Genomic DNA, 12,185 nt, shown 5'->3' with positions numbered 1-12,185 from the left:
CCAGAATAAGTACGGAAGAAGCTAAAAAAGTGCTACCAGTATTAAAAATGGCACTATAAGAGTTTATAGGATAATGGAAGACTTTTTTAAAAATGTATCTCGTTACCCACGCTATCTAATCAGTATTACTCTAGGGATATTCTATTCCGTGTTTTTGCTGGTAAAACCACTACTGAACCGCCCCCTAACTGCGATCGCATTAATTGGCATAGCCGTAGGAGTTTCTCTATTCATGGTTTTCACCCTACGTGGGATGCTCGGCTTCAGTCCGGTTTAGACTAGGTTTAGACTAGGTTTAGACTGGGTGCGCGCAGCTTTCGATGATGCCCATACTTTAACAAAGGGAACGTCATGACTACAAATCGCCGTGTTTTTCGGGTTTCCTCCTTAATTCAGCAGGAGGTTAGTCAAATGTTGCTTAACGATATCAAAGATGACCGGGTCGGTAGTGGAATGGTTAGCATTACCAACGTTGATGTCTCTGGTGACTTGCAGCACGCTAAGATCTATGTCAGCATCTATGGAACTGATGAGGCAAGATCTAAAACAATGGCTGGATTAAAATCAGCTACAGGTTATGTCCGCCGAGAACTAGGTCGGCGGATTCGCCTGCGCCGCACACCAGAGGTCATGTTTATTGAAGACCGTGGTCTCGAAGGAGGCGATCAGATGCTGAACTTACTGAATCAGCTTTCTCAAGAACGCCAGAGCAAGCAACTCGAAGACGATATTTCTGGAGCACAAGCTTGAATTCTCTCCCAAAGTCACTGCCTGATCTAAAAAACCTTTCCCTAGCAGAACAGGTAGCGCAAATGGTAGTGGTTCGAGCATCCGGCTACCTATTTGATCACCAAATTCAGTATCCGATTTGGGAACCCCCAGCTGAACAATTGCAGCGTTGGTTGCAAGAGTTAGGTATTGGGGGTGTTATTTTACTAGGCGGGAGTGCTGTGGAACTCGCCCTCAGGTCGAAACAACTCCAAGAGTGGGCAAAAATTCCCTTACTGATCGCTGCTGATATTGAAGAAGGTGTGGGTCAAAGGTTTGCCGGTGCCACCTGGTTTCCCCCACCGATGGCACTGGGAGCGATTGCCCAAAACGATCCTGAGCCAGCTTTGCAGTATGTCCGTACCATGGGAGAAATCACCGCTACTGAAGCGTTGGCCATTGGGATTAACTGGATCCTGGCACCAGTTGTTGATGTCAACAACAATTCCAAAAATCCTGTGATCAATGTCCGGTCCTTTGGTGATAACCCTCAAATCGTTAGCCAATTGGCTTCTGCCTTTATCCAAGGAACCCGACCCTATCCAGTCTTAACAACTGCCAAGCATTTTCCCGGTCATGGGGATACCGCGACAGATTCCCATCTGGATTTACCAGTCTTGCCCCACTCACCCCCCCGACTAGCTACCGTCGAATTGCCTCCCTTTACCAATGCGATCGCTGCTGGGGTAGATGCCATCATGACCGCTCACCTCCTAATTACAGCTTGGGATGACCAACACCCAGCCACCCTCTCTGAGCGAATTTTGACTCAACTGTTGCGCACAGACTTGGGATTTGAAGGATTGATTGTGACCGATGCTCTAGTGATGGGGGCAATTGCTAATCGCTATGGTGCCGATGAAGCCACAGTCATGGCTGTAGAAGCCGGTGCTGATATTCTCTTGATGCCCGTTAATCCCGAGACAGCAATTGAGGCAGTCTGTCAAGCAGTCGAACAAGGACGGATCTCACGGGAGCGGATTCAGGCATCAGTAGAGCGCATCAGTCGTGCAAAACGTAAAGTGGGCTATCACTGTCAAAGAGAGGGTTTAGACGAACACTCCGCTGCACAACAAATACCATCTCTACAAAACCCACCCTCACAACCTGTCCTGGAGTCGGGCTTAGACGATGATCCAGCTCAACAACCGATAACATTTCAACCCAACCCCAATTGGCTCTCGCAACTAGCTCAACCAACCACCCTAACGACTGTAGCCGATATTCTCCAGGCTTCCCAGATAACTAGAGGTTTTCTAGCTTCAGCATCAATACCAAGCAGCAGTAATCAACCGTTACGTAATCTAATTTTGGTCGATGATCTCTTAGCTTGTAACTTTTTGGGACAGCACACACCAGCAGTCGCTTTACCAAGAAGGCTGGGTTACAAACTCCAACTGGTTGATAGTCACACTACCCTACCTTCGGAAGTAGTAGATAATTTTGTTGGTGCTAAATCTACTCTGCTACAGCTATTTATCCGAGGTAACCCGTTTCGGGGTAGTGCTGGATTGACAGCAGTAGCTAGGGCATGGTTTAAGATGTTGTTAAAAACTGGGAATTTACAAGCTCTGGTGATTTACGGTAGTCCTTATGTGTTAGAGCAGTTCCTGCCCGAGTTGCCACCGGAAACACCATATGTATTTTCTTACGGGCAGATGCCAGCAGCTCAAGCGATCGCTCTTGAAGCATTGTTACCCGAAAGCTCAACAATAGATACTTTTGTGAGATTTATTTAATTTTTATGGAGTTTTAAGCTAATTTTTGCCAATTTGCCCCTCTACAGCTTGATCAGAGGACAAGATGGATATGAACTACTGCAATACCGATAGTAAAGATTTTTTTTAAAAAAGACGGAAATATAACATAACCATATAGCTCTGGTCAATTAATAGGAGTTGACAAAATACCCAATCCAATCTCAAAAAACACCGAGAATTCCAGCTTTACTCCTATCCCCTATTCCCTGATTATTGAGAGACTCTTTATAAAAGACTATTTATAAAGTAAATCTTAAGACAGCTAGAGTAATGAATATGGGTGGGTTACGGCGGACAGCTCTGTTAGAAGATAAGCTTTTCTGTTGGTGCGCGTTCACGCTTGTCGGGAAACCCGACCAAGGTCGCACTGCTAAAGTACTCGCCCCCGATCCAACCCATTTAAGCTTTATTTAACAAACAGTCTCTAAAATATATCCCATATTCTGATTACCAAACCAATGTTATCTGATTGGGTTGATCAGAAGGGTTTGGCAGCCAGGTGGTCGATATAGAGATAGGGGGCTTGAGAGAAAGGTAGCTCCTACAGCCAATGACCAATGGCTCAGTCATAACCCAGTAGGCATTTTAGCTGAGCATGGGTTAGACTTTGACAACTTGCCCAAGGTATTTGAAGATCCTTATCAACAAATCTTGGTCAATGGTAACTTCTTATACTGAAATAATTTTAGTTCACAGTAAATAAATTTGGATTAATATAATCGTATCCCCGTTTTTTAGATCAAGCTGATAAGATATCCATGAGTGTTAACACAGTGCCATCTACCCCTTCTATCCGTTACTCAATCGATGTGATCCAAGACGAAGCACGTCGCTTGGTGGATAAAGGATTTGTCAGTCGTCAACAGCCCATTTACGTTCTTTGCCAATATATTCCAGCTCGAGAATGGCTGTGTGTGGAGTGTGAGCTAGAGCAGTGCGAATTCCTGCTAAGAGACCGCATTGCTGACCTGATCGGTTCTCAACAATGGGAAAATGACTAAGGGACCTCAGTGACACAGCATAGAAGCTGATCCTTAGACAAAAAAGTGCGATCAAGTCGGTAACCAGCAAAACCCCATCAATGCCACCGATAAAGGCTATAGTGACTTACCGGATTGGTTGGGCAACCGTCAGCGGTTGAGTAGATCTCAGCAAACTTCAGGGAATGGTGTTGGGGAGTAACAAAGCTGCCATTTTTAGTAAAAAGCCTTGAGTTGATGGTATCTCAGCGCTGAGTGGGTAAATCTATTAGATGGGAACAGAAATGTCAGAGATTGAGCGGAGTTTCTGTTTCCCGTGCTTGATTTCTTGCCTATTAGGCTCCCGCTCTAGTCTCCCACTCAGACCTGAGTTTTTTCACGCTCCGCGTAAATCTAACTATTACTGTCTGATTTACGCAACTCCTCTAACTCCTTACGAAGATCAGCAAGTTGTGTTGTCAGTTCCTCAATATCATCCTGTGCATTGGACTGAACAGGATTGTTAGATGATGGTGCAGTAGGATCACTGGAGGTACCTGTTGTCGGTGGATCCACGGAATTACCTGGTTGATTCCACATCTGCTCAATAAAACGTCGGGCTTCAAGTTCAGTAGTCTCTCCTTTTTCCGCCCACTCAGTCATCTGTTGATTGAAATCTGACTGAAACTGAGCCAGACTTTCTTCACGCTTGTCAGGGTCTTGCAGGGTTTCAACGAAAGAGGCTGTTGCCCCCAAGGAGGCGCGAAACCCAGTTTGCAGTAATTCCAGGAGATTGTTGGAGTTCATTTATACTAACGATTTCCCATAAATTTTTTCTTAAGAACGTCCCACGGACGTGCAGTGCATCTGCTATGGAAGAGCCGAAACGGTTAACAAATTCTTCCCCATCTTAACCATCTCCCCCTGTTGCCTCTGACCCGCCTGTTGCCTCTGACCTTAGTTTCTTGAGAGACATTAGGCAGGATCTGACACGACAACAGTTGCTGGAAATGACACCCAAGCCTTCAGCTGACTTGTTCCAAATACAGGTTAACATCTTCTACCACACGAGTCAGTTCAGCTTCCGTACTCAAGCGGATGCGATCATCTCTGAGAGTAATTAAGACAATAGCCGCAAATGGAGAAGGATAGATATTGGGATTGCAGAAAATCTCAAGAAAGACATCCCCAGTAAATTGGTACTCCATCGGTTTTTGAGGCTTGGGTCTACCACCACTAGATACCTGAGCAGCAGCTTTCAGACTCTGCATCAGTTGGTAAAGCTCACTTTGCAATTTTTTGGCAGCATCGGCGGTGAATGGAAAAGACACCGAACCATCATTAAGATTTAATTTAAGTGGTATAGCAGACATAAGGCAACTCTAAGATGTAATCGATTGTTTGTTAATCGTGGTTGATAAGTTAAGTCGGTAAAAATAAACGAGACATTCTACCCAGCCGATGCAGTTCAAGTCAACGGTAAACGGTTAACTTCAAGGGGAAAAACATTAAGTCCTTATTATACTTTCCTATTGGGATTATACTTTGCTGTGGGGACTAACATCGGTCCCCAATGACTATTAATCAAAGCTGATAATCAAAGCTGAGGCTCTGCTTGGGACGTGGTAGCCAAGCTTTTCTCTTTGTCCCGCTTCCGCTTTTTGGCATACAGCTGAATTGAGGCAGCCATTACTATAATCATCGCAAGAATTAACCAAGAGGTAATATCTGTAGGCAAACTGTTCTTAAACACTGCCAGTAAAACAATTACCATCAGCAAGACAGTAGGTGCCTCATTGAGAGCACGAAACTGCTGACCAGTCCAACTGCATTCATTGGCAGCCAGCCGTCGCATAATCCTACCGCAATAGAAATGATAGACCAGTAAAAGGGCTACAAAAGCCAGCTTGATATGTAACCAACCTTGCTTGAGCACTTCTGGTTCTGTTAGCAGTAAACCAATTGCCATCGCTACCGTTACCACCATACCTGGGGTAGTAATTATGTGATAGAGACGTTTTTCCATAATCTCATACTGATTTTTGAGAATGGTTTGGGCAGGTTCGGGCTCTTGTGAAGCCTCTGCATGATAGACAAACAGACGCACCAGATAAAACAGACCGGCAAACCAAACCACTACACCAATGAAGTGAAACGCCTTGAACCAGAAATAAGCCATAGATTGTGTCCTCCATTATTACAACAGCGTCATGCAGCTGAGCAGTGTCTAGCCTCCTGACTTCAGCTATAGCGCGTGTCGCGTATCAGCTATCAGGTTCTTGAGGGAAGTCCCACGAATAATCATATACTCACGGTCCTCAGCCAAATGCCTAAGTTTTCCTTGCTTCAAAAGCTTAGTAGACCAGAGCTGATCGCTAAATGCTTACGATTATCTCATGTCTTCTTAAACTCATACAAAAACCATACAGATTCAAACAGATAGATGAACCATAGCGTAAACCTGGGGTTGAGACAATGGACAAATAAAAAGCGATGCAGAGGTGCGACCCGTGGCGAATTTAATTCGACGACTGTAAACGCACCATTACGGTCTTGGGGTAAACCCCCACTTGCGCTTTGCATCAAGACAGGGAAACGTTTTACTTAACCAATGTCAAGGGTATGATTAATGCCAACAGCATGCGAGAAAAAAGAAGATCACCTCGCCAACAGACCTCCATTTCTTATCGATTGGCTGGTCTCTTCTCAGCTCGTCATCCAGTCGTTAATATTAGTCGAGGAGGTTGCAGCATTTACAGTGAAAAAGCTATTCCAGTCGGTCAAGTTATCAAAATACAGTTTTTCTTGCCACAAAATCACACAGTGAATGCTACAGTTAAAGTCATGTGGTGCAAAGAATCTAAAGGAAATTCCCTAGCAAACTATAGAGCTGGTTTACAGTTTGTTACAGTCTCACCAGAAAGTCTAGATTGTCTGTTGGGTCTGCCAGCAACACCTATTTCAACGCCTCAACTTCAGCTGAATAAGTTACTAAGAAATGATCCGGCTAAGACTTCTAACACCTGCTATACCTAATCCTCATACTAAGTTGCGCGTCCAGAAAAGATATTACCCTTTGAAGAGATGACGGGTGATGGAGTTAATGATTAATAGGGTAAGCAGTTACTACTGATTAATTTTAAGTATTAATGGCTCTCCTAGACTGATTATAGTAAATTAGTAGTTGAAATGAGCTTAACCCCTTAAATAGCAAGGGATTCAATCAACTATAGCGTTTTTTAAGCTAGTAAGGTACAAGTTTTCGGGTTTTAGGGAGCAGGGAGCAGGGACTTCGGAGCAGTGAAGTCAGAAGAGGGAAAAGGTAAAAAAATATGTGTACCTCATTAGGGGAAAAACCGCTATAAAAATACATTTTTATTGAAATTGCATTTTTCAATCACTCAAAGCATTACTGGGCAAGCACTATAGCGCTTATTTGATCAGAATTTATCATAGCCACTCTAGGAGAGCCCTATTAATTTTAAGTATTAATTTTAAGTAAACTTGGGATAAGTTGCAGGGCAAACGCATCTAAATTAGATTGACAAATAAGCAAAAATGTGCTAAACACAACCCAGGTTAAGTTGAGCACCAAATATGAGATAATGACTTCATGACTAATTTTTAAGAACTCGTTGGCGTGTCTGACAAATGAAAAATGGTGTATTGATGCAGTCGCTCATGGTTTGAATTTACCGTAAGATAGGGTCGCCTTATTAAAAAATATTTAACCCTTTTCTGCATAACCTGCTAACTATAAAGGCTCCACTATCTAAGGTTTTGTCTCCGGGGGAAACCACGGCAGTCGCTCATGGTTTGTTCGCGTTCGCCTTTGGCGTGGCCTACGGCCAAGCGTCGCCTTTGACGATAGTTACCGTAAGACAGGCTCGCCTTAATCAATAAGTTTTAACCATGCATCTGCATAGCCTACCAACCATAAAGGCTCAACGTAATCAGGTTTCGTCTCCGGGGGAGACCCCCAAGACCGCGCTGCCTCCCCTGTTCCCTTGCTGCATCGCTTTAATATGCTGACCTTGAATAGTTGAGGAAGTGTAAGCTATCGCAATTAATAAAACTAGAGAAATAAGTCGTTTACCTTCAACCTTAGTCTCCTCTATATTATAACCACCTGTCTTAAAATCTCTAAACATTTCCATGCCTCGCTTCGCTCACCAGGCTTCGCCAACGAATCAAATCTTTTTTTATAAGCTGAAATCGCCAACTCTAAGCTCTCAAGATTTGTCAGAATAAACCAGGCTTCTTTTGGGGCTATTCCCTTAATTTTACGTTGCCACTTACAAGGGACATTAAAACTTATAAACCCACGGGTTTTTGTCACTTTAACTCCTTGGAGAAACAAAGATAATCCTGGTGTTACGCCTAAATTATTTAATTGAATCCAAAGATAATTTTTCACTTCGATAAATTCGTTATTCTTAAGACGTAAGCAGAAATATACACCCAACGACTGGAGATGCTGCGCCAGCTTGAGTGAGCAAAATTATCTATCCCCTAATAGACCTTTATAATTTTTTAAAAGTGGCATCACTGAAGATAGGGCAGTTTTCTGTTCATTAATATTGCGCTTACCCTAATTTGGGAAGTAATTCAAAATATATAGGAAAGGCTCTGTCTTGATGCAGCCGCTCATGGTTTGAACGCGACTGCATCAAGACAGTGAGCGACTTTTGTGGAATAAAACAACCACTGAAGTTCGTTTTTACATAAGTAGTTTGGAAAATAATGCTGATAAAATTGCTAAAGCTATCCGCAGTCATTGGGGGATTTAAAACAGCTTACATTGGATATTAGATGTCACCTTCTCTGAAGAGAGTAGTCGTATTCGCAAGGATAATTCTCATGAAAACTTGGCTTTACTAAGTCGTTTAGCTTTAAATATACCAAAGGGAACAGGGAACAGGGAACAGGGAACAGGGAGTAGTGAGTAGGGAGTAGGGAACAGGGAACAAAATTATCACAATTCATTTAGGATTGCTATATAATGAAACAAGAAGCCAGCTTTAAAGGAAGTTTAAAGATGAAACGCGCTTCGTGCTGCTATGGACAATAACTATTTAGTCAAAATTTTAGCATCTGCCAGTAAATAACTAGGGACTTGTTAGTCAAGTTTTATCCAAGAGAATAAGCCGAATATGCACCCAAATTTATGAGTTAACATTTCGGGAACTAAGGGAGGACGCGGTCAAAAATTTTTAGTCAGCTCCAATCGCTTGATTGTTACTAGTTAAAATTGAGAAATATAGATTTTTGAAAACTTACTTAAGTTAGATGCGTTTACCCTGACATTTTTAACTCCCATACGAAGTTAAACCGGACAACAATGATGCCGAGCGAGGGTTGCGTCCTGTAGTAGTACATCGCAAAGTTAGTGGTGGAGCTAGAAGTGATTGGGGCGCGCTCGTTAGTTGCTCAAATGTTTAGCTTCTTAGAAACTAAGCGGTTAAAAGGTTCGTCGGCGATTAACAGTTTGTGTGAACTGTTGTCTAATGCTGGTCGCGATCCGCCTGGATTGCCATCTACTTAATACTTCAAGGGCTTGTAATTTATCTCAATCTTTTCAAGCCCTAATTTTGGCTGGTCGCTGTCTGCAACAGCTGGCAATATACATATACCATTAACTTGATGGAGCTTGTGATTTACATCTTTCTCAACAAGCTCTACTTTTTGCTCTGAGTAGTTACGAGCCGGGTAAAAAAAAAGGTAAAAGATTAAATATATGTGGACTATTATAAAGAGGAAAAAGTTTTGAGTATGGATTGGCTTTCAAAAGTTTTAAAAGCGGTGCGACCCAGGGCTTTTTCAAAGCTAAGCGTGAACGCGCACCAAGAGAGCGAAAGTTAGATCAAATTAATGAATTGGCAAGCAGTACAAGCAGAATAAAGATTAAATAAAACTGGAAAAATAACTGTTGTTGTTCAAGACCAAGGTTCTATTCATACAAGTAAATTAACGAAATCTAATTATGATAAATGGGAGAGTCTTGGACTTTATATAGCACTACGCGCTACTGTTAGGACATTCCTAAACTCCGAAACCTAGTCCTAGCTTGCTTTTGACTTCTGACTTATAACTTCTGACTTGCGCGTAGCGCTATATATTATTGTTACCTAGTTATTCTCCTGAACTCAATCGAATTGAGAAGGAGTAGCAACGACTGAAAGAAGATGAATTAGCTGGTCAAATGTTTGAGGATGAATACGAAGCGCGCAGTCGCTGTAATGGCAGGTATTCAGACGAGACAAAATCGGAATGGATTGGCGGTCAAAAGATTTAGATTTAATTAATTTTTGAGGTTTGATTTAAGAAAATGACTGGATAGTTAATCACTCTCATGTGCTCAGTATTCTGTCATTTTGCTTCGGTCTGATTCTGGTTATATTGAAGTGATTTAATTTGTTTCATGGCCGGTTTTTTTGAAGATTTTTACGATTTTCAACTGCTCTAGGTCTTGCTTTTTGAAAATTGACATCGGGTCACGTAATGTTAGACTTATCAATCCTTTACAAAACTTAATACAGTGCGATTTATTTTGTCCGACTACTTATTGCTTTTGCCATAGTGTATCAACCGAAGTTCCACTAAACTGGAAACTTTGGTTTTATATTGTTTAGTGATTAGTCATCTGGTAAGCATTCAGCTATCATACCAAATCCGGTTTAATAAGACTATATTCAAAACCATCAAAGTCTTTGCCTAGACTTGATTTGAGGATTTAGGTAAGTAACCTATAATAACCGGATTTGGTATCAGCTATCAGCTATCAGCGTGTCGCGTATCAGCCATTTGCCTGTGGCCACGCTACTTGAGGTGGTTTTGAATAAAATAAGCACCTCAAGTAGCGTGAGCCTTGGACTATGGCCACGCTACGCGAATGGCTCAGGGCTGACGGCTGAATGCTTACGTCATCTGACCAATGAAGAATGGCTAATCACTAATCACTAATCACTAATCACTAATCACGCTTTGAAGAAACTATTCCCACTCTATGGTTCCAGGGGGTTTGGAGGTAATATCATAGACTACCCGATTAACTCCCTTGACTTCATTAACAATCCGGTTGGAAATAGTTTCAAGTAACTCATAAGGTACTCGTGACCAGTCAGCGGTCATACCATCTTCACTGGAAACAAAGCGCAATACAATCGGATGAGCGTAAGTGCGCTTGTCCCCCATTACTCCCACACTGCGTATTGGGAGCAACACGGCAAAGGCTTGCCAAAAGTCGTTATACATCCCCTGTCGGCGAATTTCATCTCGAACGATAAAATCAGCATCCCGCAGAATATTCAACCGTTCTGGGGTCACTTCACCAATGATGCGAATCGCCAATCCTGGTCCGGGGAAGGGATGTCGGCGCACAATCGCTTCTGGCAAGCGGAGGTCACGACCGAGTTGGCGCACTTCGTCTTTAAATAGCTTGCGTAATGGTTCTACCAGCTTGAAGCGTAGGTTTTTGGGTAAGCCTCCGACATTATGATGGCTCTTGATTTTCACAGCTACCCGCTCACCGGTTTTGGGATCAACGTTGGTATGGGCTGATTCAATCACATCCGGATATAGGGTACCCTGAGCTAAATAATCAAATGGACCAAGACGTTGGGATTCTTCTTCAAAGACGCGAATGAATTCGTGACCGATGCGGCGACGCTTTTCTTCTGGGTCAGTGACACCAGCAAGGCGATCCAAAAAGCGATCGCGAGCGTTTACATACTCTACTTGAATAGAAAATTCTTCCTCAAATAGCTTCACCAACTGCTCTGGCTCGCCTTTGCGCATGAAGCCTTGGTCAATAAACATACAAGTTAGTTTATCCCCAATGGCGCGATGGAGTAAGAAAGCAAGGGTAGACGAATCTACTCCACCAGACAGAGCCAGCAGAACCCGTTTTTCCCCAACTTTGGCACGCACTTCTCGAATTGCTTCCTCGATAAAAGCAGCAGTGGTCCAAGTGGGTTCACACTCGCAGATGCTGTAAACAAAGTTACGGATTAGGGCAATACCATCGGTTGAATGCACAACTTCTGGATGGAATTGCACGCCATAAAGTTTTTTCTGATAGTTAGCGATGGTCGCACAAGGGGTATTCTGAGTATGGGCAAGGACTTCAAACCCATCTGGCAAAGTCACACAGGAATCCCCGTGGCTCATCCACATGGTTGAGTGGTCTCGCACATTGCTCAGTAAGTCAGTGGGGTGATCAATTAGTAAGGCGGCTTTACCATACTCAGCTTTTTTTGCCCTGGTAACTGTTCCACCTAGTTGTTGCACCATCAACTGCATCCCATAGCAAACCCCTAGCACGGGTATACCTAGATTCCAAATTTCTGGGTCACATAGGGGAGCACCATCGTCATAGACGGAATTGGGGCCTCCAGATAGAATGATGCCCTTGGGATGAAGCTGCTGTAGCTGTTCAGCTGTGGTCTGATAGGATAGCACCTCGGAGTAAACGTTAGTCTCGCGAATGCGACGAGCAATCAGTTCCGAGTATTGAGAGCCGAAGTCCAGAATCACAATCATCTGGCGATTCAACTGCTCTGCTAGAGAGGCTACAGCCAATGCCTCTTTCTGGTAAGATAGTTTGTTGGTCCTTAGGGTTACTGCTGTGTTCGTCATGTTTAGTTGTGTGAATGTACGAACAGGTCGCTGCCTAGGTGTTCTTCTTGGCAGCATAAAT

General features: G+C 43.2%; 12 protein-coding genes and 2 pseudogenes. 7 read left to right on the top strand and 7 right to left on the bottom strand.

The window, feature by feature from the left end; genetic code table 11:
• Positions 1–73: 73 nt before the first annotated feature.
• The 4 genes from F6K53_RS02975 to F6K53_RS02960 all read left to right on the top strand — a co-directional run bounded on the left by F6K53_RS02975 (position 74) and on the right by F6K53_RS02960 (position 3,529).
• Positions 74–277 carry a DUF751 family protein gene (locus F6K53_RS02975; RefSeq protein ID WP_075903966.1) on the top strand — a complete coding sequence of 68 codons (204 nt, stop codon included), beginning with the start codon at positions 74–76 and terminating at the stop codon, positions 275–277.
• A gap of 74 nt (positions 278–351) precedes the next feature.
• Positions 352–750 carry a 30S ribosome-binding factor RbfA gene (rbfA, locus tag F6K53_RS02970; RefSeq protein WP_008179934.1) on the top strand — a complete coding sequence of 133 codons (399 nt, stop codon included), beginning with the start codon at positions 352–354 and terminating at the stop codon, positions 748–750.
• Positions 747–2,507: a glycoside hydrolase family 3 N-terminal domain-containing protein gene (locus tag F6K53_RS02965; RefSeq protein ID WP_293065966.1), complete on the top strand. Its 1,761-nt coding sequence runs from the start codon at positions 747–749 to the stop codon at positions 2,505–2,507. Before rbfA ends, F6K53_RS02965 begins: the two co-directional genes overlap by 4 nt.
• A 779-nt stretch (positions 2,508–3,286) precedes the next feature.
• A complete protein-coding gene (locus tag F6K53_RS02960) occupies positions 3,287–3,529 on the top strand; it encodes a DUF4327 family protein (RefSeq protein ID WP_070395448.1) in 243 nt (80 codons plus the stop codon).
• A gap of 372 nt (positions 3,530–3,901) precedes the next feature.
• Here the strand turns inward: F6K53_RS02960 and F6K53_RS02955 are convergent, their stop codons facing one another.
• The 3 genes from F6K53_RS02955 to hemJ form a co-directional block, all read right to left on the bottom strand.
• Entirely contained in the window at positions 3,902–4,294 is a 393-nt protein-coding gene (locus F6K53_RS02955; RefSeq protein WP_075903958.1) for a hypothetical protein, read from the bottom strand.
• A gap of 218 nt (positions 4,295–4,512) precedes the next feature.
• Positions 4,513–4,860 carry a hypothetical protein gene (locus tag F6K53_RS02950; RefSeq protein ID WP_293017912.1) on the bottom strand — a complete coding sequence of 116 codons (348 nt, stop codon included), beginning with the start codon at positions 4,858–4,860 and terminating at the stop codon, positions 4,513–4,515.
• A 224-nt stretch (positions 4,861–5,084) separates the two neighbouring features.
• Complete coding sequence (gene hemJ, locus F6K53_RS02945) at positions 5,085–5,666, bottom strand: protoporphyrinogen oxidase HemJ (protein ID WP_293017911.1); 582 nt, start codon at positions 5,664–5,666, stop codon at positions 5,085–5,087.
• 398 nt (positions 5,667–6,064) lie between these two features.
• Between hemJ and F6K53_RS02940 the strand changes: the two genes are divergently transcribed.
• The gene (locus tag F6K53_RS02940; RefSeq protein WP_293065960.1) at positions 6,065–6,523 is read left to right on the top strand and encodes a PilZ domain-containing protein; all 459 of its coding nucleotides are present in this window, start codon (positions 6,065–6,067) and stop codon (positions 6,521–6,523) included.
• A 732-nt stretch (positions 6,524–7,255) separates the two neighbouring features.
• Here F6K53_RS02940 and F6K53_RS02935 read toward each other — a convergent pair.
• The 3 genes and pseudogenes from F6K53_RS02935 to F6K53_RS02925 form a co-directional block, all read right to left on the bottom strand.
• Positions 7,256–7,387 carry a hypothetical protein gene (locus F6K53_RS02935; protein ID WP_293065957.1) on the bottom strand — a complete coding sequence of 44 codons (132 nt, stop codon included), beginning with the start codon at positions 7,385–7,387 and terminating at the stop codon, positions 7,256–7,258.
• Between the two features lie 119 nt (positions 7,388–7,506).
• Positions 7,507–8,118: pseudogene (locus tag F6K53_RS02930) on the bottom strand (IS4 family transposase); the annotation flags it as partial.
• A 184-nt stretch (positions 8,119–8,302) separates the two neighbouring features.
• Entirely contained in the window at positions 8,303–8,473 is a 171-nt protein-coding gene (locus tag F6K53_RS02925) for a hypothetical protein (protein WP_293017909.1), read from the bottom strand.
• A gap of 336 nt (positions 8,474–8,809) precedes the next feature.
• Between F6K53_RS02925 and F6K53_RS02920 the strand changes: the two are divergent.
• Both F6K53_RS02920 and F6K53_RS02915 read left to right on the top strand, forming a co-directional pair.
• A pseudogene (locus tag F6K53_RS02920) lies at positions 8,810–9,032 on the top strand (transposase); the annotation flags it as partial.
• 1,241 nt (positions 9,033–10,273) lie between these two features.
• Positions 10,274–10,450, top strand: a complete 177-nt coding sequence (locus F6K53_RS02915; RefSeq protein WP_293040708.1) for a hypothetical protein — start codon at positions 10,274–10,276, stop codon at positions 10,448–10,450.
• Positions 10,451–10,480: 30 nt separating this feature from the next.
• Here the strand turns inward: F6K53_RS02915 and guaA are convergent, their stop codons facing one another.
• On the bottom strand, positions 10,481–12,124 hold the full coding sequence (gene guaA / locus F6K53_RS02910; RefSeq protein ID WP_364301620.1) for a glutamine-hydrolyzing GMP synthase: 1,644 nt from the start codon (positions 12,122–12,124) through the stop codon (positions 10,481–10,483).
• Positions 12,125–12,185: the final 61 nt, after the last annotated feature.

The sequence above is a fragment of the Moorena sp. SIO4A1 genome (assembly GCF_010672065.1).
GTDB lineage: Bacteria > Cyanobacteriota > Cyanobacteriia > Cyanobacteriales > Coleofasciculaceae > Moorena.
This window is presented reverse-complemented; position numbering and strand designations above follow the sequence as displayed.

Coding starts and splice junctions, on each gene's coding strand:
- F6K53_RS02960 (WP_070395448.1), top strand. CDS start 3,287: ATGAGTGTTAACACAGTGCCATCTACCCCTTCTATCCGTTACTCAATC.
- F6K53_RS02925 (WP_293017909.1), bottom strand. CDS start 8,473: ATGAATTGTGATAATTTTGTTCCCTGTTCCCTACTCCCTACTCACTAC.
- hemJ (WP_293017911.1), bottom strand. CDS start 5,666: ATGGCTTATTTCTGGTTCAAGGCGTTTCACTTCATTGGTGTAGTGGTT.
- guaA (WP_364301620.1), bottom strand. CDS start 12,124: ATGACGAACACAGCAGTAACCCTAAGGACCAACAAACTATCTTACCAG.
- rbfA (WP_008179934.1), top strand. CDS start 352: ATGACTACAAATCGCCGTGTTTTTCGGGTTTCCTCCTTAATTCAGCAG.
- F6K53_RS02975 (WP_075903966.1), top strand. CDS start 74: ATGGAAGACTTTTTTAAAAATGTATCTCGTTACCCACGCTATCTAATC.
- F6K53_RS02955 (WP_075903958.1), bottom strand. CDS start 4,294: ATGAACTCCAACAATCTCCTGGAATTACTGCAAACTGGGTTTCGCGCC.
- F6K53_RS02950 (WP_293017912.1), bottom strand. CDS start 4,860: ATGTCTGCTATACCACTTAAATTAAATCTTAATGATGGTTCGGTGTCT.